Origin of the sequence: Azospirillum brasilense, from assembly GCF_007827815.1 — a bacterium.
Taxonomy (GTDB): domain Bacteria; phylum Pseudomonadota; class Alphaproteobacteria; order Azospirillales; family Azospirillaceae; genus Azospirillum; species Azospirillum brasilense_C.
This window is the reverse complement of sequence record NZ_VITH01000002.1, coordinates 271,248-292,031: the sequence shown is the minus strand read 5'-3', so window position 1 is coordinate 292,031 and position 20,784 is coordinate 271,248. Positions and strand designations below refer to the sequence as shown.

General features: G+C 68.3%; 17 protein-coding genes and 1 other RNA gene. 10 read left to right on the top strand and 8 right to left on the bottom strand.

Annotation, left to right across the window (positions count from 1 at the left end; translation table 11 throughout):
• Position 1: 1 nt before the first annotated feature.
• From FBZ83_RS05295 to FBZ83_RS05285, 3 genes are all read right to left on the bottom strand, one after another.
• Positions 2-1,858 (bottom strand): DNA polymerase III subunit gamma/tau, encoded by a 1,857-nt coding sequence (locus tag FBZ83_RS05295; protein WP_145681398.1) that lies wholly within the window; start codon positions 1,856-1,858, stop codon positions 2-4.
• Positions 1,859-1,957: 99 nt separating this feature from the next.
• Positions 1,958-2,055: signal recognition particle sRNA small type (ffs, locus tag FBZ83_RS05290), an RNA gene on the bottom strand.
• Between the two features lie 135 nt (positions 2,056-2,190).
• Positions 2,191-2,730 (bottom strand): c-type cytochrome, encoded by a 540-nt coding sequence (locus FBZ83_RS05285; protein WP_114857667.1) that lies wholly within the window; start codon positions 2,728-2,730, stop codon positions 2,191-2,193.
• Between the two features lie 239 nt (positions 2,731-2,969).
• Between FBZ83_RS05285 and FBZ83_RS05280 the strand changes: the two genes are divergently transcribed.
• Together FBZ83_RS05280 and FBZ83_RS05275 are read left to right on the top strand one after the other, a co-directional pair.
• Complete coding sequence (locus FBZ83_RS05280; protein ID WP_145681397.1) at positions 2,970-3,758, top strand: 3-deoxy-manno-octulosonate cytidylyltransferase; 789 nt, start codon at positions 2,970-2,972, stop codon at positions 3,756-3,758.
• A 14-nt stretch (positions 3,759-3,772) separates the two neighbouring features.
• The gene (locus tag FBZ83_RS05275; protein WP_145681396.1) at positions 3,773-4,657 is read left to right on the top strand and encodes a prephenate dehydratase; all 885 of its coding nucleotides are present in this window, start codon (positions 3,773-3,775) and stop codon (positions 4,655-4,657) included.
• Positions 4,658-4,779: 122 nt separating this feature from the next.
• Here FBZ83_RS05275 and nudC read toward each other — a convergent pair whose 3' ends face one another.
• Positions 4,780-5,721, bottom strand: a complete 942-nt coding sequence (gene nudC, locus FBZ83_RS05270; RefSeq protein ID WP_145681395.1) for an NAD(+) diphosphatase — start codon at positions 5,719-5,721, stop codon at positions 4,780-4,782.
• A gap of 142 nt (positions 5,722-5,863) precedes the next feature.
• On the opposite strand from nudC, the gene hisN reads away from it, so the two are divergent.
• Together hisN and FBZ83_RS05260 are read left to right on the top strand one after the other, a co-directional pair.
• A complete protein-coding gene (gene hisN, locus FBZ83_RS05265) occupies positions 5,864-6,646 on the top strand; it encodes a histidinol-phosphatase (protein ID WP_145681394.1) in 783 nt (260 codons plus the stop codon).
• Between the two features lie 31 nt (positions 6,647-6,677).
• On the top strand, positions 6,678-7,214 hold the full coding sequence (locus FBZ83_RS05260; protein WP_145681393.1) for a hypothetical protein: 537 nt from the start codon (positions 6,678-6,680) through the stop codon (positions 7,212-7,214).
• 256 nt (positions 7,215-7,470) lie between these two features.
• Here the strand turns inward: FBZ83_RS05260 and aqpZ are convergent, their stop codons facing one another.
• Positions 7,471-8,211 carry an aquaporin Z gene (gene aqpZ, locus FBZ83_RS05255; protein WP_114861845.1) on the bottom strand — a complete coding sequence of 247 codons (741 nt, stop codon included), beginning with the start codon at positions 8,209-8,211 and terminating at the stop codon, positions 7,471-7,473.
• Between the two features lie 230 nt (positions 8,212-8,441).
• On the opposite strand from aqpZ, the gene FBZ83_RS05250 reads away from it, so the two are divergent.
• From FBZ83_RS05250 to FBZ83_RS05230, 5 genes are all read left to right on the top strand, one after another.
• Positions 8,442-10,241: an extracellular solute-binding protein gene (locus tag FBZ83_RS05250; RefSeq protein ID WP_247888153.1), complete on the top strand. Its 1,800-nt coding sequence runs from the start codon at positions 8,442-8,444 to the stop codon at positions 10,239-10,241.
• Between the two features lie 93 nt (positions 10,242-10,334).
• A complete protein-coding gene (locus tag FBZ83_RS05245) occupies positions 10,335-12,194 on the top strand; it encodes an extracellular solute-binding protein (RefSeq protein WP_145681391.1) in 1,860 nt (619 codons plus the stop codon).
• A 29-nt stretch (positions 12,195-12,223) separates the two neighbouring features.
• On the top strand, positions 12,224-13,333 hold the full coding sequence (locus tag FBZ83_RS05240) for a microcin C ABC transporter permease YejB (RefSeq protein WP_038526163.1): 1,110 nt from the start codon (positions 12,224-12,226) through the stop codon (positions 13,331-13,333).
• A gap of 160 nt (positions 13,334-13,493) precedes the next feature.
• Complete coding sequence (locus FBZ83_RS05235) at positions 13,494-14,606, top strand: ABC transporter permease (RefSeq protein ID WP_137139256.1); 1,113 nt, start codon at positions 13,494-13,496, stop codon at positions 14,604-14,606.
• Positions 14,607-14,655: 49 nt separating this feature from the next.
• Positions 14,656-16,293, top strand: a complete 1,638-nt coding sequence (locus FBZ83_RS05230) for an ABC transporter ATP-binding protein (RefSeq protein ID WP_145681667.1) — start codon at positions 14,656-14,658, stop codon at positions 16,291-16,293.
• On the opposite strand, the gene FBZ83_RS05225 is transcribed toward FBZ83_RS05230, so the two are convergent.
• Complete coding sequence (locus tag FBZ83_RS05225; RefSeq protein WP_145681390.1) at positions 16,268-16,915, bottom strand: pseudouridine synthase; 648 nt, start codon at positions 16,913-16,915, stop codon at positions 16,268-16,270. The genes FBZ83_RS05230 and FBZ83_RS05225 overlap by 26 nt on opposite strands.
• Positions 16,916-16,970: 55 nt before the next feature.
• Here FBZ83_RS05225 and FBZ83_RS05220 point away from each other — a divergent pair, with 55 nt between their 5' ends.
• A complete protein-coding gene (locus tag FBZ83_RS05220) occupies positions 16,971-17,897 on the top strand; it encodes a 2-hydroxyacid dehydrogenase (protein ID WP_145681389.1) in 927 nt (308 codons plus the stop codon).
• Positions 17,898-17,910: 13 nt separating this feature from the next.
• On the opposite strand, the gene FBZ83_RS05215 is transcribed toward FBZ83_RS05220, so the two are convergent.
• Both FBZ83_RS05215 and FBZ83_RS32270 read right to left on the bottom strand, forming a co-directional pair.
• A complete protein-coding gene (locus tag FBZ83_RS05215; RefSeq protein WP_145674738.1) occupies positions 17,911-18,351 on the bottom strand; it encodes a MarR family transcriptional regulator in 441 nt (146 codons plus the stop codon).
• A gap of 174 nt (positions 18,352-18,525) precedes the next feature.
• The gene (locus tag FBZ83_RS32270; RefSeq protein ID WP_186465981.1) at positions 18,526-20,637 is read right to left on the bottom strand and encodes an FG-GAP-like repeat-containing protein; all 2,112 of its coding nucleotides are present in this window, start codon (positions 20,635-20,637) and stop codon (positions 18,526-18,528) included.
• Positions 20,638-20,784: the final 147 nt, after the last annotated feature.

Sequence of the window (20,784 nt, the reverse complement as noted above, 5' to 3'; positions counted from 1 at the left end):
GTCAGAAATCTCCTTCATCGTCGAGCGGGTAATAAACCCCGTCGTCCTGCTGCATGACCATAAGGTCGGGATTCTCCCCGTCATCCGCAACCTGGGGCTCGGCCTCGACCGCCGCCTTGAGGTCGCGGACATCGGTGATCTTCGCGCCGGGGAAGGCGTCCAGAACGGCGCGCACCACCGGATGCGCCTCCGCCTCCTCCAGCGCGCGCCGCTGGGCGGCCTGCTCCTGCTGGATCAGCGTCGGCTCGCCCGGCGCGTCCGAGACGATGACGACCCAGCGCTGGCCGGTCCATTCCGTCAACAGTTGGCCGACGCGATTCGGCAGGGTTGCCGGCGCCAAAGTCGTCAGGCGCAGCTCCAGCCGCCCCGGCTCCATACGCACCAGATGGACGCTGCCGGTCAAGTGGCCGTAGAGCGCACCCTCGCGCTTCTCCGCGAAGACCTGGACCAGGGTACGGAAGTCGCGCGGCATCGCCACACGCTCCTCGTCCGCCACGGCGACGGCAACGGTTTGCACAGGCTGCTGGCTCGGCTGAGGGCTCGCCTGAACCTGGGCGACGGCGCGCACGGCGGAGCCGCCGACCGCCACCGGCCCACCACCGGGACCGCGCGGGGCCGGATTGCCACCCTGGCCGCCTTGCCCGCCGCCATTCTGCACATTCTGGAACTGGCGGATCAGGTCGCCGGGAGTCGGCATGTCGGCGGCGTAGGACAGCCGCACGATGACCATCTCCAGCGCCTGCTGCTGCACCGGGGCCGCCTGCACCTCGCCCAACCCCTTCAGCAGGAGCTGCCACGCGCGGGTCAGCGCCGGCATGCCGAGCTTGGCCGACAGGGCGGCGCCGCGGGTGCGCTCCGCCTCGGGCAGGCCGGGGTCGTTGGCGCTGTCCGGCACGACCTTCAGTCGCGTCAGATTGTGCACGAGGTCGAGAAGATCCTGCAGGATCACCACCGGATCGGCGCCGACGCGGTGCAGGTCGGACAGCAGGTCCATCGCCTCCGCCGGCCTGGCCGAGACGGCAGCCTCGAACAGGTCGATCACCTTGCTGCGGTCGGCCAGACCCAACATGTCGCGCACCTGCTGCGCGGTCACCGTGCCGGCGGCCAGCGCGATGGCCTGGTCGAGCAGCGACAGCCCGTCGCGCACCGACCCGTCGGCGGCCCGCGCGATCAGCGCGGCAGCGTCCGGCTCGATCCCCGCCCCCTCCAGACCGGTGATGCGGGTGAAGTGCTCCTTCAGCACCTGGGCGTCGACGCGCCGCAGGTCGAAGCGCTGGCAGCGCGAGAGCACCGTCACCGGCACCTTGCGGATCTCGGTGGTGGCGAAGACGAACTTCACATGGGCCGGCGGTTCCTCCAGCGTCTTCAAAAGCGCGTTGAACGCGCTCTTGGAGAGCATGTGGACCTCGTCGATGATGTAGAGCTTGTAGCGCGCCGAGACCGGGGCGTAGCGCACGCCGTCGATGATCTCGCGGATGTCGTCCACGCCGGTGTGGCTGGCGGCGTCCATCTCCATCACATCGACGTGGCGGTCCTCGGCGATGGCGCGGCAGTTGTCGCAGACGCCGCAGGGCGTCACCGTCGGCCCGCCGCTGCCGTCCGGCCCGGTGCAGTTCAGCGCGCGGGCGATGATGCGGGCGGTGGTCGTCTTGCCCACGCCGCGCACGCCGGTCAGCATGAAGGCCTGGGCGATGCGGCCCGAATGGATGGCGTTGGTCAGGGTGCGGACGAGCGCGTCCTGCCCGATCAGCTCGGCGAAGCTCTTCGGACGGTATTTCCGCGCCAGAACCCGGTAGGCGAGGCCCCCGGACGTCCCGGAAACGGAAGAGGATGCATCGGCAACGGTGGTATCGGTCACGCGGCTGGCCCGGTAATCGGCTTCACGACGGAGCGCAGAATAGCGTCACGGCACGGGGCTGTCGCCGTTTGAATTCGCTGCCGGATTTTATGGGGAAGGGTGGGAGACTGGACGAACGACCCGAGCCGAAACTCGTTACGGCTGCTTCCTTCCGGACCTGACCGGGTTGGCGAGGGACTCGTCCGCCGCCAGCCTCCCGCGCTCTATATCGGCGATAGGGCCGTCATATGCAAGGCCAATCTGCCGGCTTTCCGGTTGAGGCGGAACGAAAAAGCCCCGCGTCCGATGGAGCGCGGGGCTTTTGCCGGTTTCCCGGATGGAACCGCTGCGTCTTACTGCGGCAGCGGCGCCGGGCTGTCGGACAGGGAGCGCAGATAGGCGATGATGTTCGCCCGGTCCTGGTCCTTCTTGACGCCGGCGAAGGTCATCTTGGTGCCCGGCGCGTAGGCCTTCGGGTCGTAGAGGAAGTGGTTCAGCTCGTCGTAGTTCCAGGGGCCGGCCTTGCCCTTGATGGCGTCGGAATAGGCGAAGCCGTCCAGATGGCCGTGCGGGGCGCCGACGATGCCGTAGAGGTTCGGGCCGACCTTGTTCGGGCCGCCCTTGTCGAAGCTGTGGCAGGCGGCGCAGGCCTTGGCCGCGGACTGGCCGGCGGCGGCGTCGGCCTTGGCGAGCAGCGGGGCGATCTCGGCGGGGCCGGACGGGGCCGCGCCACCGCTGGGAGCCGGGGCGGCGCCCTCCGGCATGGCCACGACATAGCCGGGTTTCTCAGGCGTCTTCGGGTGCACCAGAACTTCCGCGGCGAAGCCGGCCAGCATGGCGATCAGACCCGCCAGCAGCACGGCGCCGAAAATCTTGTTCCACTCCATGCTCATAACGTCTTGTTCCCCTTTTTTGTCGTGCCGCGGGCCCGTCGCCAGGGCTGGCTGGTTCTCCGCCGCACGATAGCGTGACCGCGGCGGCTTGTCACCGCTTCGGCCCCCTCCCTTGCCACAGGAATGTCGGTTCCCCGACTGTTGGCCAGTTGAATATTGGAGTGACGCCGCTTGACGCAAAGGGCGATCCATGGTTCACCCGCCCCACCTTTCCGACGCGACAGGGGGCCGTTCCACACATGAACGCCAACGCAAATATCCAGAGCACGGCGAACCCGCCGCCCTCGAATCCAATCGTCGTGATCCCCGCCCGCATGGCCTCCACCCGCCTGCCGGGCAAGCCGCTGGCCGACATCGGCGGGGCGCCGATGATCGTGCAGGTGTGGCGCCGCGCCATGGAGGCGGAGATCGGCCCGGTGGTGGTCGCCTGCGCCGAGCCGGAGATCGCCGCGGCGGTGGAGGCGGCGGGCGGCACCGCCGTGCTGACCCGGCCCGACCATCCCTCGGGCTCCGACCGCATCTTCGAGGCGGTCAGCCTGCTCGACCCGGAGGGAAAATACGACGCGGTGGTGAACGTGCAGGGCGACCTGCCGACCATCGAGCCGGCGGTGGTCCGCGCCGCCTTCGCCCCGCTGTCCGACCCGCAGGTGGACATCGCCACCCTGGTGGTCGAGATCACGCGGGAGGAGGAGCGCACCGACCCCAACGTGGTGAAGGCCATCCTGGAGCTGCCGCCCGGCGCCCGGCGGGGCCGCGCCCTCTATTTCAGCCGCGCCACCGCGCCCTGGGGCGACGGGCCGCTGTTCCACCACATCGGGCTCTACGCCTACCGACGCGCCGCGCTGGAGCGCTACGTCCGGCTGCCGCCCTCGGCGCTGGAGCAGCGGGAGCGGCTGGAGCAGCTCCGCGCCCTGGCCTTCGGGATGCGCATCGACGCCGCCGTCGTTGACGCGGTTCCGCTCGGCGTCGATACTCCCGCCGACCTGGAGCGCGCCCGCGCGATCCTCGCCAAGCGCACCCCCCTTTAAAAGAAGACCTCCCGATGACGACCTCGAACGTGATCGCCTTCCAGGGCCTGCCCGGCGCCTATTCGGACCTGTCCTGCCGGACGGTCTTTCCGGAGATGACGACGCTGCCCTGCGCCACGTTCGACGACGCCTTCGCCGCCGTGCGCGAGGGGCGCGCGGCGCTCGCCATGATCCCGGTGGAAAACTCCATCGCCGGGCGCGTGGCCGACAACCACCATCTGCTGCCCGAAGGCGGCCTGCACATCATCGGCGAGCACTTCCAGCGGGTGAACCACCAGCTCCTCGCCCCGAAGGGCGCGACGCTGGCCGGGCTGAAGACGGTGCGCAGCCACATCCAGGCGCTGTCCCAGTGCCGCAACATGACGCGGGAACTGGGGCTGACGGCGATCTCCCACGCCGACACCGCGGGCGCCGCCGCCGAGATCGCCAAGCTGGGCGATCCGCAGCACGCCGCCATCGCCTCCTCGCTGGCCGCGGAGATCTACGGGCTGGACATCCTGAAGGGCGGCATCGAGGACGCGGAGCACAACACCACCCGCTTCCTGATCCTGTCGCGCGAGCCGAAGACCCCGCCGCTGCCCGCCGAGGGGACCGGGGCCAAGATCATCACCACCTTCGTCTTCCGCGTGCGCAGCGTGCCGGCGGCCCTCTACAAGGCGCTGGGCGGCTTCGCCACCAACGGCATCAACATGACGAAGCTGGAAAGCTACATGGTGGGCGGGCACTTCACCCAGACCCAGTTCTACGCCGACGTGGAGGGCCATCCGGAGGAGCGCTCCCTGCGTCTGGCGCTGGAGGAGCTGGCCTTCTTCGCCCGCGCCGGCGAGGTGAAGATCCTGGGCGTCTACCCCGCCAACCCCTTCCGCTACCAGGAAAGCCAGCGCATCGGCGAGGATTGAGCCCCCCCCACTTGCCCCCACCCTTCCCACGGCTTCGCCGCGGGCCCCTTCCCTCCCCTGCGAAGCGGGGGAGGGCTAGGGAGGGGGCAATGAGCGAGGGGGCAAGCGCCCCGCCGTCTCCCTCACTCCCCCTCGGCGATCCACTCGTCGATCAGGCGGCGGGCGATGCTGTCGGGGCGGGCGAGGCGGAACTCCTCGCTGGGCGTGACGGTCCGCAGGAACTCGCGGTCGAACCAGTGGGCCGTCTCCAACTCCTCCAGGTCCGTCTGGATGTCCAGCGTCACCGCCCGCGCGCTGAAGCCCAGCATCAGCGAGGACGGGAAGGGCCAGGGCTGGGACGAGTGGTAGCGGATGTCGGTGACCTCCAACCCCACCTCCTCCAGCACCTCGCGCCTGACGCTGTCCTCCAGGCTTTCGCCCGGCTCGACGAAGCCGGCCAGAACCGAATGCATGCCCGGCGGGAAGCGGGAGTTGCGGCCCAGCACCATCCGCCCGGCCCCATCATGGACGAGCATGATCACCGCCGGGTCGGTGCGCGGGAAATGGTGGGTGGCGCAATCCGGGTTGGTGCAGACGCGCACATGCCCGCCCTCGGCCCCCGCCGCGACCGAGCCGCAGACGCCGCAGAAGCGGTGCCGGGCGTTCCACCAGGTAATGCCGCGGGCGTAGGCGCACAGCCCGGCCTCCGTCGCCTCCATCACCGGGCCGACGGCGCGCAGGTCCTCGAAACGGCCGAGCCCGGCCAGGGCCGGATGCTCCTCCGGCGCTTCCAGGCCGGTCAGGTCCACGGTGAAGTGCGGAACGCCGTCGAGCAGGCCGAGGAACACCGGCTCCACCCCCCAATCGCCACCACAGGCGACGGCGACCGCGTGGGCCGAGTCGGCGTCGCCGGTCACGAAGTTGCGCGATTTCGCCACGGGCAGCAGGCGCGCGGTCGGCGAGGCCCAGGCGTCTTTCAGCCAGTCCTTGTCCTTGCGGCGCATGCCGGCGCGGTCGAGCGGAATGCCGGCATAGGCGTTCGGGGAGGCGTTCGGGCGGTCGGATGGGGAGGAGCGGTCGTGCATGGCGAAGAGGCTGCCACAAGCCCGCGAAACGGGGAAGCGGCGTCGCGTGTAACCCTCCTCCTTCATTGATGGTTTGCGCCGGGAGAGCGCCCGACTAGGATGCGGCCCTCCTTCCCACCACGCGCGATCCGGCGGAGCGACCATGACCGAACCCTGCCCCACCCCCCTGGTGACCCTGGCGGAGCGTCTGGCCGACGCCTCCGGCCCGGTCATCCGGCAGTATTTCCGCACGCCGGTGGCGGTGGACGACAAGGCCGACGCCTCCCCCGTCACCATCGCCGACCGCGAGGCGGAGCGGACCATCCGCGCCATCATCGAGGCCGAGCGCCCCGACGACGGCATCTATGGCGAGGAGTTCGGGACGAAGAACCTGGACGCCGAATGGGTCTGGGTGATCGACCCCATCGACGGCACCAAGTCCTTCATCACCGGCCGTCCGATCTTCGGCACGCTGATCGCCCTGCTGCACCACGGGCGCCCGGTGCTCGGCGTCATCGACCAGCCCATCGTCCGGGACCGCTGGCTGGGCGTCGAGGGGCGCCCCACCCTGTTCAACGGCCAGCCGGCCCGCGTGCGCGCCTGCGCCGGGGGGCTGGCCGCGGCGACGCTGGGCACCACCTCGCCCGACCTGTTCCCCGGCGCGGACCAGGACGCCTTCCGCCGGGTGGCGGGAACGGCCAAGGTGTCGGTCTATGGCGGCGACTGCTACAGCTACGGCCTGCTGGCGGCGGGCTATTACGACCTCGTCGTCGAATCGGGGCTGAAGCTCTACGACTTCGCGGCGCTGGTGCCGGTGGTGACCGGGGCCGGCGGGCTGATGACCGATTGGGATGGACGCCCGCTTGACGCCACCTCCAGCGGGCGCGTGGTCGCCGCGGGCGACGCCCGCACCCACCGCGAGACGCTGGCCGCCCTGGCCGGCTGAGACAGCCGGCTGAGACAGGAGAACCACGCCCATGGCCACCATCGTCACGCCCGCCCGCTCCGTCTTCGAGACCTCACCGGAGAAGCTGCGCCCCTTCCTGCACTCTCTGGCCGGCCGGGTGTCGGGCGGGGCGAACTGGATGGTCCGCAAGAAGACGATCTGCGACCTGCTGCTGGGGCTGGACGCCTTCTTTGCCCTGCCGGCGGAGGAGCGCCGCGCCCTGATGGGCGCCGGAGACGACGCCGCCTCCCACGGCAGCCAGGACGGCACCGGGCCGGAGGACTTCCGCAACGTCCTGCCGCTCTATGTCGGGGCGATCCTGGAGGGGCTGAAGGAAGAGGCCGTGACGCAGCCGGAGCAGGCGGCGATCTACATGCTGTCCATCCACCCGGAGCACCAGATGGCCGCCGAGGAATGGATGCTCGCCGACCCGCGCAACGGCAAGGCGGTGCGCCGGATGATGCGGTCCGACCGCCGCTACCGTCAGCTCATGGAGCGCATGGCCGACCACTGGAAGAAGACCCGCGCCGGTCAGGGCAGCAGCGAGACGGCCAGCAGCCCCAGGTAAATGCCGATGAACAGGCCGAGGACGATGCCGTAATCCTCGTCGGTCATCGGGTTGGAATCGGGGTCGAACTGCCGCATGATATACTCCCTGTGCGTCAACGGATGTTCAGAATAACCGTTGACGCACGCGAAGTTCCCGCGACAAGGCCGTGACTTCCGCCGGGAAGGAAGGAATGTCCCCATAAAAAACGGACCGCGCCGGAGGGGCACGGTCCGCTGAGTCGGGAGGGACCCGAAGGGAAAGGGTCAGCAAAGGCTCAGGTAGACGGCCGGGCCTCGCCGGTGATGGCCGGTTTCGGTGGCATCTCCTCGGCCAGCGCGCGGTAGGCCAGCCCGCCGAGCAGACCGCCGACCAGCGGCGCCACCCAGAATGCCCAGAGCTGTTGCAGCGCCCAGCCGCCGACGACCAGCGCCGGTCCGGTGCTGCGCGCCGGGTTCACCGACGTGTTGGTGACGGGGATGCTGATGAGGTGGATCAGCGTCAGCGCCAGACCGATGGCCAGCGGCGCGAAGCCCGCGGGCGCCCGCCGGTCGGTGGAGCCCAGGATGACGATCAGGAACATGAAGGTCAGCACCACCTCGATCAGCAGGCCGGAGGTGAGGTTGTACGCGCCCGGCGAATGCTCCCCGTACCCGTTGGCGGCCAGCCCCTTGGCGGCCAGCGACCAGTCGGCCTTGCCGGTGGCGATGACGTACAGCACCACCGCCGCCAGAAAGGCGCCGACCACCTGGGCGATGACGTAGGGCAGGATGTCCTTGGCCGGGAAGCGCCCGCCGGCCCACAGCCCCACCGTGACCGCCGGGTTCAAGTGGCAGCCGGAGATGTGGCCGACCGAATAGGCCATGGTCAGCACGGTCAGGCCGAAGGCCAGGGAGACGCCGGTCAGCCCGATCCCGACCTCCGGGAAGGCGGCGGACAGCACGGCGCTGCCGCAGCCGCCGAAGACCAGCCAGAAGGTGCCGAGAAACTCCGCGCTCGTGCGCCGGAACATCGACATGTCACCACCTCGTCGGGCTTGCCACATTTCCGCCTTGTTTGCGCCCCCGAACGGGCCGGCGCCAGCGGTCGGGCGTAAGATACCGTTGCGTACGCGGACTTGACGCGCCGCAAGGCGCGTACATGCTAGGGCTGATCCGCCTTATCATCTCAGGCCCAACCACATCAGGCCCAACCACATCAGGACCGACGATGCGCCGAGTTCTCGCTGCCGCCCGGACGACCGCTTTCTTGGCTCTCCTTGCGCTGTCGGCGCCAATCCAGGCGAACGGGGCTCAGGCGCAAACCGTCACCGTCCCCGCCTTGAAGCAGTTCGGCGAGCCGGAGTTCAAGCCGGGCTTCACCCATTTCCCGCACGCCAACCCGGAGGCCCCCAAGGGCGGACAGATTACCCTGGCCGCGCAGGGCAGCTTCGACAGCCTGAACCCGATCATCCTGCGCGGCGTCACCCCGCGCACGCTGGGGCTGATCGCCGACTCGCTGATGGTCGGCTCCGGCTGGGAGATGGACGCGGCCTACGGGGCGCTGGCGGAAAGCGTGGAATTGCCCGACGACAAGAGCTGGGCCATCTTCCACCTGCGCAAGGACGCGCGCTGGCACGACGGCGTGCCGGTGACCGCCGGAGACGTGGTCTTCGCCTGGGACTCGATCCAGGCGCACGGCAACCCCTTCCTGAAATCCTTCCTCGACCGCGTCGCCGCGGTGGAGGCGGTGGACGAGCACCAGCTGAAGATCACCCTGAAGACCACCGGGGAGATGAAGCCGATCATCGACTTCGCCACCAGCATCGCCCCCCAGCCCGAGCATTGGTGGACCGCCAACGGGCGCGACATCTCCAAGACGACGCTGGAGCCGGTGCTGGGCAGCGGCCCCTACCGCATCAAATCCGTCGATCCGGGCCGCTCCATCACCTACGAGCGGGTGACCGACTGGTGGGGCCGCGACCTGCCGACGGCGCGCGGCTTCTACAACTTCGACAGCGTGAAGGTCGATTACTACCGCGACGACGACGTGATGTTCGAGGCCTTCAAGGCCGGCGCCTATGACTTCCGCACCGAGCACCGGGCGCAGCGCTGGACCATCGGCTACGACTTCCCCGCCGCCAAGGACGGCCGGGTGAACCGCGTCGAGGTGAAGAGCGACCTGCCGCTGGGCGCCCAGGGCTTCCGCCTGAACACCCGCCGCGCCAAGTTCGCCGACCCGCGGGTGCGCGAAGCGCTGGGCTATCTGTTCGACTTCGAATGGATTCAGAAGAACATCCTGTACGGCCAGTATCTCCGCACCACCTCGAACTTCCCCAACTCCAACTTCGGCGCCAAGGGGCCGCCGACGCCGGATGAGCTGGCCCTGCTGGAGCCCTTCCGCGCCCAGCTGCCGGAGCGTGTCTTCACCACCCCCTTCGAGCCGCCCAAGACCGACGGCAGCGGCAACACCCGCAACAACCTGCGCGAGGCCATGCGCCTGTTCCGCGAGGCCGGGTGGGAGCTGAAGAACGGCCGGATGACCAGCGCCAGGACCGGCGAGGTGCTGAGCATCGAGTTCCTCGACGGCACCGGCGCGCTGACCCGCGTGATCCAGCCCTATGTGGAGGCGCTGCGCAAGGCGGGCATCGACGCGGTGCTGCGGGTGGTCGACACCGCCCAGTTCCAGGCGCGCACCGACGAGTTCGACTTCGACGTGGTAGTGGCGAACTTCAACTTCTTCACCCCGCCGGGAACCGAGCTGCGCAGCTATTTCGGCTCCGCCGCCGCGGACGTCCGGGGATCGGCCAACTACGCCGGCATCAAGGAGCCGGCCGCCGACGCGATGATCGAAAAGGCGCTGACGGCGAAGGACCTGGCGTCGGTCCAGGCGGCGACCCGCGCGCTCGACCGCGTGCTGCTGTGGGGCTTCTACATGGTGCCGCACTGGTACAACCCGGACAACTGGATCGCCTATCGGACGACTCTCGGCTTCCCGGAGAAGACGCCGAAATACGATCTGGGCTTCCGCAACAGCGGCTTCCCCGAGGCGTGGTGGGTGAAGCCGTGATCGCCCGCTTAGCCCCTTAAAGCCGAGGCTCCGCCTTGATTGTGCCACAAGGGAGACCCTACCTTACCGGAAACAATAAGGACCGAGAGGGGCATGAGGAAGACCGGTAAAGCGATCCTGGCCGCGGTCATGTGCCTGTATCTGGCCGAACCTTTCGCCACGGCCCGCGCGCAGGCCAACCCGCGCGAAACCGCGGGGCATGCCGTCACGGCCCATGGGACGCCCAAATACGGGCCGGACTTCCAGCATTTCGACTACGTCAACCCCGACGCCCCCAAGGGCGGCGAGATCAAGCTGGCGACCTACGGCAGCTTCGACAGCCTGAACCCCTTCATCCTGCGCGGGTCGACCGCCGCCGGGGCCAGCCTGCCCTTCGACACGCTGACGGTGGAGAGCGGGGACGAGGTGCTGACCCGCTACGGGCTGCTGGCAGAGACGATCACCGTCGCCGAGGACCGGAGCTGGGTGCGCTTCACGCTGCGCCCGCAGGCGCGCTTCCACGACGGCGCCCCGGTGACCGCCGACGACGTGGTGTGGAGCTTCGAGACGCTGCGCGACAAGGGCCACCCGCTCTACCGCACCTACTACGCCGACGTGGTGAAGGCGGAGAAGACCGGCGAGCGCGCGGTCACCTTCACCTTCCGCGACGGCGGCAACCCCGAGCTGCCGGTCATCATGGGCCAGCTGCCGGTGCTGCCCAAGCACGTCTTTCAGGAGCGCGACTTCGCCAGCACGACGCTCGACCCCATCGTCGGCAGCGGCCCCTACCGGATCGTCGAGGTGCAGCCCGGCCGCTCGCTCGTCTTCGAGCGGGTGCAGGACTGGTGGGCCAAGGACCTGCCGGTCAGCCGCGGGCGCTACAACTTCGACCGCATCCGCTTCGACTATTACCGCGACCTCGACGTGGTGTTCGAAGCCTTCAAGGCCGGGGCCATCGATTTCCGGGTGGAGCATTCGTCGAAGAACTGGGTCACCGGCTACGACGTGCCCGCGGTCCGCGACGGCCACATCGTCCGCGAGGAGATCAGGCACCAGGACCCGCAGGGCATGCAGGCCTTCGTCTTCAACAGCCGCCGCCCGGTCTTCGCCGACCGCAAGGTGCGCGAGGCGCTGAATTATCTATTCGATTACGAATGGACGCGGACGAACCTGTCCTACGGGCTGTTCCAGCGCACCAAGAGCTTCTTCTCCAACTCCGAACTGGCCTCCGCCGGCCTGCCCTCGCCGGAGGAGTTGAAACTGCTGGAGCCGTTCCGGGGCAAGGTGCCGGAGGAGGTCTTCACCAAGCCCTTCGAGCCGCCGCAGACCGACGGGTCCGGCAACATCCGCCCGAACCTGCGCACCGCGCTCGCCCTGCTGAAAGAGGCCGGGTGGGAGCTGAAGGGCAACAAGCTGCTCAACGCCAAGACCGGCGAGCCGATGCGCTTCGAGATCCTGCTGGTGCAGCCGGACATGGACCGCATCGTCCAACCCTTCGTCCGCAACCTGGAGCGCGCCGGGATCGAGGCGGCCATCCGCGTGGTGGACACCGCCCAGTACCAGAACCGGATCGACCGCTACGACTTCGACATGGTCATCCAGCGCATCCTGCAATCGACCTCGCCCGGCAACGAGCAGCGCGACTACTGGCAGGCGGCCCGCGCCGACCAGCCGGGCAGCCGCAATCTGGCCGGCATCAAGGACCCGGTGGTCGACGCGCTGATCGACAGGGTGATCCAGGCCCCCGACCGCGAGAGCCTGATCACCGCGACCCGCGCGCTCGACCGCGTGCTGCTGTGGGGCTGGTACGTCATCCCGCAATGGCACGACGACGTGCGGCGCGTCGCCTATTGGAACCGTTTCTCCCATCCGGCGGTTGCGCCCAAATACGGCTTGGCCTTCACCGACACCTGGTGGGTCGATCCCGACAAGAACGCGAAGCTCGCCAACACGGCCCGCCGCGCGGCGCCCTGAGACGGCAAACAGAAAGGCGAACCCGCGCGATGCTGGCCTACATCATCCGCCGTCTGCTGCTGATCATCCCGACGCTGTTCGGGATCATGGTCATCAACTTCCTGATCGTGCAGATCGCCCCCGGCGGTCCCATCGAGCAGATGATCGCCCGCGTCCAGGGCACCGCGGTGGAGGCGACCGCCCGCATCGGCGGCACCGGCGGCGGCGAGACCGGCGGCCCGGCGGCGCAGCAGGCCCAGGGCGGCGACACCGGCAGCCGCTACCGCGGCGCCCAGGGGCTCGACCCGGAATTCATCAAGCAGCTTGAGAAGGAATTCGGCTTCGACAAGCCGCTGCACGAGCGCTTCATCCACATGATGTCGAACTATCTGATGTTCGACTTCGGCAAGAGCTACTTCCGCGACCGCAGCGTCGTCGATCTGGTGATCGAGAAGATGCCGGTGTCGATCTCGCTGGGCATCTGGACGACGCTGATCGTCTATCTGGTGTCGATCCCGCTGGGCATCGCCAAGGCGGTGCGCGACGGCCAGCCCTTCGACGTCTGGACCTCCGGCGTGGTCATCGTCGGCTATGCCATCCCCAGCTTCCTGTTCGCCGTGCTGCTGATCGTCGTCTTCGCCGGCGGGCGCTACTTCGACCTGTTCCCGCTGCGCGGGCTGGTGTCGGACAACTGGGCGAGTTTGCCCTGGTGGCAGCAGATCCTCGACTACATGTGGCATATGGTGCTGCCGGTGCTGTCCATGGTGATCGGCGGCTTCGCCGGGCTGACCATGCTGACCAAGAACTCCTTCCTGGAGGAGATCAACAAGCAGTATGTCGTCACCGCCCGCGCCAAGGGGCTGGCGGAGCGGCGGGTGCTCTACGGCCACATCTTCCGCAACGCCATGCTGATCGTCATCGCCGGCTTCCCCGGCGCCTTCATCGGCATCCTGTTCACCGGCGCCCTGCTGATCGAGGTGATCTTCTCGCTGGACGGGCTGGGGCTGCTGGGCTTCGAGGCGGCGATCAACCGCGACTATCCGGTGATGTTCGGCACGCTGTACTTCTTCACGCTGCTGGGGCTCATCATGAACCTCGTCGGCGACGTGACCTACGTCGCCGTCGATCCCCGCATCGACTTCGAAGCGCGGAGGGTGTGATGAACATGCATCCGTTTCTGGCGCTTGCCCCCTCTCCCCTCTGGGGAGAGGGGAGGGTGAGGGGGTTGCGCGTGGCGGTGCGTCCGGCAAAAGCGCAACCCCCTCACTCCGCCCCTCTCCCCAGAGGGGAGAGGGCAAATGCCCGTCGGGAGGGCCGTGCATGAGCGGCGACCGTTTCCTCGGCCTGCGCGTCACGCCGCTCACCCGGCGGCGGCTGGCGAATTTCCGGGCGAACCGGCGGGGCTTCTGGTCCTTCTGGATCTTCCTGGTGCTGTTCACCCTGTCGCTGGGCGCGGAGTTCATCGCCAACGACCGCCCGCTGGTCATCAAGTACGACAACGCGCTCTATTGGCCCGTCTTCACGGCCTATCCGGAGACCACCTTCGGCGGCGAGTTCGAGACGGAGACCGATTACCGCGACCCCTATGTGCGCCAGCTGATCGAGGAAAAGGGCTGGATCGTCTGGCCGCCGATTCCCTACGGCTACCGCACCATCAACTACAACCTGCCGGTCCCCGCCCCGGCCCCGCCGTCGGCCGACAACTGGCTGGGCACCGACGACCAGGGGCGCGACGTCGTGGCGCGGCTGATCTACGGCTTCCGCATCTCCGTTCTGTTCGGGCTGGTGCTGACCGCCTTCTCCTCGGTCGTCGGCATCATGGCCGGGGCGGTCCAGGGCTACTTCGGCGGCATCACCGACCTGCTGTTCCAGCGCTTCATCGAGATCTGGCAGGGCCTGCCCACGCTGTTCCTGCTCATCATCCTGTCCAGCGTGGTGACGCCGAACTTCTGGTGGCTGCTCGGGCTGCTGCTGCTGTTCTCCTGGACCTCGCTGGTCCATGTGGTGCGGGCGGAGTTCCTGCGGGCGCGCAACTTCGACTATGTGCGGGCGGCCCGCGCGCTGGGCGCCACCGACGCGACGATCATGGTACGCCACGTGCTGCCCAACGCCATGGTGGCGACGCTGACCTTCCTGCCCTTCATCCTCAACGGCTCCATCACCACCCTGACGGCGCTCGACTTCCTGGGCTTCGGCCTGCCCCCCGGCTCCCCCTCGCTGGGCGAGCTGCTGGCCCAGGGCAAGGCCAACCTCCAGGCGCCCTGGCTGGGCCTGACCGCCTTCTTCGTGCTGGCGATCATGCTGAGCCTGCTGATCTTCATCGGCGAGGCGGTGCGCGACGCCTTCGACCCGCGCAAGACCATCGGCCAGCTTTCCACCGCCACCGGAACCGCCAACGAGGCGGGCGCGGTGGCGCAGAAGGCCGCGGAATGATGCACCCCACGACCACCAGCCCAAGAAGGCGGAACCGCCCATGACCGACATGACGACCAATGGGACCGACGATCTCCTCCAGGTCCGCAACCTCCATGTCGAGTTCCGCTCGGGCGGCGGGGCGATGCACGCGGTGAAGGGCGTGTCCTTCGACATCGCCAAGGGGGAGACCCTGGCGCTGGTCGGCGAGTCCGGGTCGGGCAAGTCGGTCACCGCCCTGTCGATCCTGCAACTGCTGCCCTATCCCATGGCCCGCCACCCGCATGGCTCCATCCGCTTCCGCGGGACCGAGCTGGTGGGGGCGGAGGAGAAGGTTCTGCGCAACGTGCGCGGCGACCGCATCGCCATGATCTTCCAGGAGCCGATGACCTCGCTGAACCCGCTGCACAGCATCGAGCGACAGATCAACGAGACGCTGTTCCTGCACAAGGGCCTGTCGCGTACCGCCGCGCGCAAGCGCACGCTGGAGCTGCTGCGGCTGGTCGGGCTGCCCAACCCAGAAAAGCGGCTGAACGCCTACCCGCACGAGCTGTCGGGCGGCCAGCGCCAGCGCGTGATGATCGCCATGGCGCTCGCCAACGAGCCCGACCTGCTGATCGCCGACGAGCCGACCACCGCGCTGGACGTCACCATCCAGGCGCAGATTCTGGAACTGCTGAAGGACCTCCAGCGCCGCTTCGGCATGGCGCTGCTGCTCATCACCCATGACCTGGGCGTGGTGCGCAAGATGGCCGACCGGGTCTGCGTGATGAACCAGGGCGAGATCGTCGAGCAGGCCGACGTCGCCGACATCTTCGCCCGCCCGCAGCACCCCTACACGCGCAAGCTCCTGGCCGCCGAGCCGAAGGGCGACCCGCTGACCCCGCCCGCCGACGCGCCGGAGGTCATGGCCGCCGACAACCTCAAGGTCTGGTTCCCCATCAAGAAGGGCCTGCTGCGCCGCACCGTCGATCACGTCCGCGCCGTGGACGGCGTGTCGGTCAACGTGCGGCAGGGACACACCGTCGGGGTGGTCGGCGAGTCCGGTTCCGGCAAGACGACGCTGGGGCTGGCCCTGCTGCGCCTGCACGCCAGCGAGGGGGCGATCCGCTTCGACGGCAAGGACATCCAGGGCTGGCAGGCGAAGAAGCTGCGCGGGCTGCGCCGGGAGATGCAGGTGGTCTTCCAGGACCCCTACGGCAGCCTGTCGCCCCGCCTGTCGGTCGGCCAGATCATCGGCGAGGGGCTGACGATCCACGGCATCGGCTCCGGCGCCGAGCGCGACGCCATGGTGGCGAAGGCGCTGGAGGAGGTGGGGCTCGACCCGTCCAGCCGCCACCGCTACCCGCACGAGTTCTCCGGCGGCCAGCGCCAGCGCATCGCCATCGCCCGCGCCCTGGTGCTGAAGCCGAAATTCGTGGTGCTGGACGAGCCGACCAGCGCGCTCGACATGTCGGTGCAGGCGCAGATCGTCGACCTGCTGCGCGACATCCAGGCGCGCAACAACCTTGCCTACCTGTTCATCAGCCACGACCTGCGGGTGGTGCGGGCGCTCAGCAGCCACGTCATCGTCATGAAGGACGGCAAGGTGGTGGAGCAGGGGCCCACCCGCCGCATCTTCGAGGAGCCACGGGAGGACTACACCCGCGCCCTGCTCGCCGCCGCCCTCAACCTGGAAGCCGTCAAGTCCGACGCCGTGCGGATGTAGCGGCCCGCGGGCGTTTCGCCTTCGTGTCGGCGGGCGGCGCCTTCAGCCGATGCGGCGGCGCCTTCGGGGTTTCCCGTCCCGGCACCGTCACCTCGCGCCATTGGCCGGGCGCCAGACCGTCCAGCGTCCAGTCGCCGATGGACCAGCGGATCAGCCGCAGGGTCGGGAAGCCGACCGCGGCGGTCATGCGGCGCACCTGACGGTTCCGCCCCTCCTTCAGGGTCAGGGCGATCCAGCTTGTCGGGATGGCGGCGCGGAAGCGCACCGGCGGGTCGCGTGGCCACAGGCCGTCCGGCTCCGCCATCCGGCGGGCCTCGGCGGGCAGGGTCGGGCCGTCGTTGAGCGTCACCCCGTCGCGCAGGCGCTGCAACGCCTCCTCGGTCGGGACGCCTTCCACCTGCACCCAGTAGGTCTTCGGCAGCTTGTGCTTGGGCGAGGCGATGCGGGCGATCAGCCCGCCGTCGTCGCTCAGCGCCAGCAGCCCCTCGCTGTCGCGGTCCAGCCGCCCGGCGGCGTAGACCCCCTTCACCGGCACATGGTCGGCCAGCGTCGGGCGCCCCTGCTCATCGGTAAACTGGGGCAGCACGCCATAGGGCTTGTTCAGCAGGATCAGACGGGGCACGGTTGGCTCGAACGGGTTTGAGACGAACAACGACAACAGTACAGGGGTTTGCACCGTGACGCTGCTTTTCTGCTCCACCACCGACCGGTCCGACCGCTGGCTGGGCGAGCTGGATGCCCGCCTGCCCGGGCTGGAGGTGCGGGTGTGGCCCGAGATGGGGGACCCGGCGGACATCGAGATGGCGCTGGTGTGGAAGCCGCCGCACGGGCTGCTCGCCACCCTGCCGAACCTGAAGCTGATCGTGTCGCTGGGCGCCGGGGTGGAATCGCTGCTGCTCGACCCCACCCTGCCCGACGTGCCGCTGGTCCGCATGGTGTCGGAGGGGCTGACGGTGGACATGGCCGGTTATGTGGCGCTGCAGGTGCTGCGCTGGCACCGGCTCCTCGACGAGTACAAGGCGCTCCAGCAGGCCGGGCGGTGGGAGCCGCTGGACCCCTGCCCGGCGTCGGAGGTGAAGGTCGGCATCCTGGGCATGGGCGAGCTGGGCATGGCCTCGGCGAAGACTCTGCTGAGCATGGACTACCGCGTGCTGGGCTGGAGCCGGACGCCGAAGACGCTGCCGGGGGTGGAGAGCTTCTCCGGACCCGACGGGCTGGCGGCGATGCTCGGGCAGTGCAACATGCTGGTCTGCCTGCTGCCGCTGACGGCGGAGACGCGCGGCCTGCTGAACCGCAAGCTGTTCGCCGCCCTGCCCAAGGGGGCGGTGGTCGTCAACGCCGCGCGCGGCGGCCATCTGGTGGAGGAGGATCTGCTGGCGGCGCTGGAGAGCGGGCACATCGCCGGGGCCAGCCTGGACGTGTTCGCGGAGGAGCCGCTGCCCGCCGGCCATCCCTTCTGGACCCACCCGAAGGTCCATGTGACGCCGCACGTCGCCGCCGTCACCCACCCGTCGCGCTCCGCCGCGGTGGTGGCCGAGGCGATCACCGCCTTCCGCGAGGGCCGTCCGCTGCCGAACCTCGTGGACCGCAGCCAGGGCTATTGAAAGCGGTCGCCGCTCAGGCGGGCACCGCCACCGGGGTGGAGGCGCCCAGCTGCGCCTCCAGCCGCGCCTTGGCGGAGGCGGCCACCTCCTCCTCGGCGCGGATGACCGCCATGTCCTCCGGCGCCACGGCGCCGGCCGCGACGACCAGCTCGGCGAAGTCGGACAGGAAGACGCTGCCCTTCACGGTACGCTGGACGAGCACGCTGCGCTTGTCCTCGACGTCGCGCTTGCGCTTGATGAAGCCGAGCAGCGACAGCCGGTCGAGCGCGCGGGTCACCGCGGGCTTGGAGATGTTCAGCGCCGCCGCCAGACCGCGCACGGTGTGCGGCGGATCGGTCAGATAGACCTGGAGCATGATGGCCATCTGCCGCGCCGACAGGTCCGGCCCGTCCTGCCGGACGCTGGCGATCAGAGCCGTCCGCCACAGGCCGAGCGCTTTCAGGTTCCGTGCCATGTTTTTCCCCCCGCGAGCCGCGTCCCTTGTCCCGAAGGCCCCCGCATTCGGAACGCGCGACGAAGGAGTGTCCCCCAACCCGGCCCGGACAGGCAAGCGTTTCGCAGCCGGATCGATCGGTCAGGGTGTCGCGGGTGGGCGAGCGCGTCCTCCGCCCGGAAGCGCCATGCCCTGTTACAGAAGCCGCCAATCGGAATGTGGCGTTGCGGACAGGGGCAGGGCCGACTGAACGGTCGTTCCCTGCATCGTCCACAGCGACATGCCGCCCGTCGAAGTGGATCGCCACAAAATGTCCGTTTGTCCGTCACCATTGAAGTCGCCGAGCTTGGCGACTTGCCAATCGACGGAACCCGGGTCGCCGATCGCCCGGACCGCCGACACCCGCGTGCCGTCCATTTCCCACAACGACATCGCTCCGGTGGCCGCCGAGCGCCAAAGGATGTCGATGGCGCCGTCCCCCGTAAAATCAGCCGTTCCCGCAATGATCCAGTCCGTCGATCCAGGATCTCCGACGCCGTTGACCGCAACCACCTCCGTTCCATTCATCGTCCACAGCGACATGATGCCCGTCGAAGCGGAGCGCCAGAGAATGTCGGGCCGACCGTCGCCGCTGAAGTCCGCGGTTGCCGCAACCTGCCAGTCCGTGGAGCCAGGGTCACCCACCGGATGCACCGCGGACACGGTGCCGCCGTTCATGGTCCACAAGGACATGCTCCCGCTGGACGCGGAGCGCCAGAGGATGTCGGCCTTACCGTCGCCGCTAAAATCCTTGACCGCGGCCACACGCCAATCGGTCGATCCCGGATCGCCGATCGGGGTGACGGCGGCCACGCCTCCGGCTCCATCCATCGTCCACAGCGACATGATGCCCGTGGACTCCGAGCGCCAGAGTATATCGGTCCTGCCATCGCCGCTGAGATCCTGGAACCCCACCGGCTGCCAATCCGCCGATCCGGTGTCGCCGATCACCTTCTGGGTCGCCTGGGATCCATTCATCAGCCAGAGCGTCAGGGCCCCATGCGCGTCCTGCCACAGGAGATCGGTACGCCCGTCCCCGTCGAAATCCGATTCGACCGGTGAATCCACGAGTTTTCGAGGAGAAACAGGGGTTTGCGTGCCGATCTGGATGTATTCGACACCCCGGATGATGTCGACACCCTCGACGCTCGTCAGTTCGAAGCCATAGCCAAGGTAGCGGATTGTGACGAAGGACGCCGATGGCAGGATCAGCGTGTCGAAGCCGTTGCCGCCGTAGATGACGTCGTTTCCGCTGCCTCCCACGATCACATCGTCACCCGCGCCGCCGTCCAGCAGATCATCCCCCTCCCCCCCGGAAAGGTAATCGTTGCCGAAGCCACCGAACAGCGTGTCGGGACCGTCTTCCTGATAGATTTGGCTGCCATCACCGCCGCCACCGACAAGCTGGTCGTTTCCCGCACCACCGTCCAGCCAATCGCGGCCGCCACCACCGACAAGAAAGTCGTTCCCGCTCAACCCGATCAGAGTGTCGTCGCCGCTGAAGCCATGGATGTCGTCGTCACCGGACATTCCGGTCAGCCGGTCACCGTAGTCCGATCCGCCAAGCCGTTCGATGCTGACCAGCACATCGCCGACAGCGTCGCCGCCGAGTTGCGGCCCGGCCAGGGAAAGGTCGACCTCGACGCCTGTTGCCGAGAAAATGTAATCGACCCAGTCGATGCCATTTCCTCCATCGAGGGAATCGGCGCCCGGCCCACCGCTCAGATGATCCGCCCCCTCCCCTCCCAGGAGCGTATCGTCACCGGCATTTCCGTACAGAACATCGTCCCCGGCCCTACCGCTCAGATAGTCCGCTCCATCGTTGCCGGCGATGATCTCATTGCCATCGGCACCGGACAGTATGTCGCCGTGGTTCGATCCGGCGAGCGCTTCGATGCTGATCAAGTGATCACCGAAAGCCTCGCTGAGACCGAGTTGCAGCCCGTTTAGAGAAAGATCGACCACGACGCCCGCTGATGCGAGGGAATAGTCGGCCCAATCAAATCCATTTCCTCCATCAAGGAGGTCCGGACCCGGTCCACCGCACAAACGGTCCGACCCCTCCCCTCCGAGGAGCGTATCGATTCCATCGCCTCCGTATAAATTATCGCTTCCATCTCCCCCGACCAGATAATCAAAACCATCTTCCCCAAGCAGAACATCATTGCCATCATAACCATAAATAAAGTCATCATGACTTGAAATCGTATCATCTTTACTGGTGCCAACCAGATAATCATTTCCGTTAGTTCCCATGAACAACGTCATTTGCATTCTCCGGTTGACGAGAATCGATATCAATCAATCATTGAGAAAGAAACGTCCCTGCGCACCAAGTCCACAACGACCTTTGGCGCGGCTGAAATACTGTTCGTCAACCTCAGGGGGAGTCAAGGCCGCGCTATTCGCGGTTCA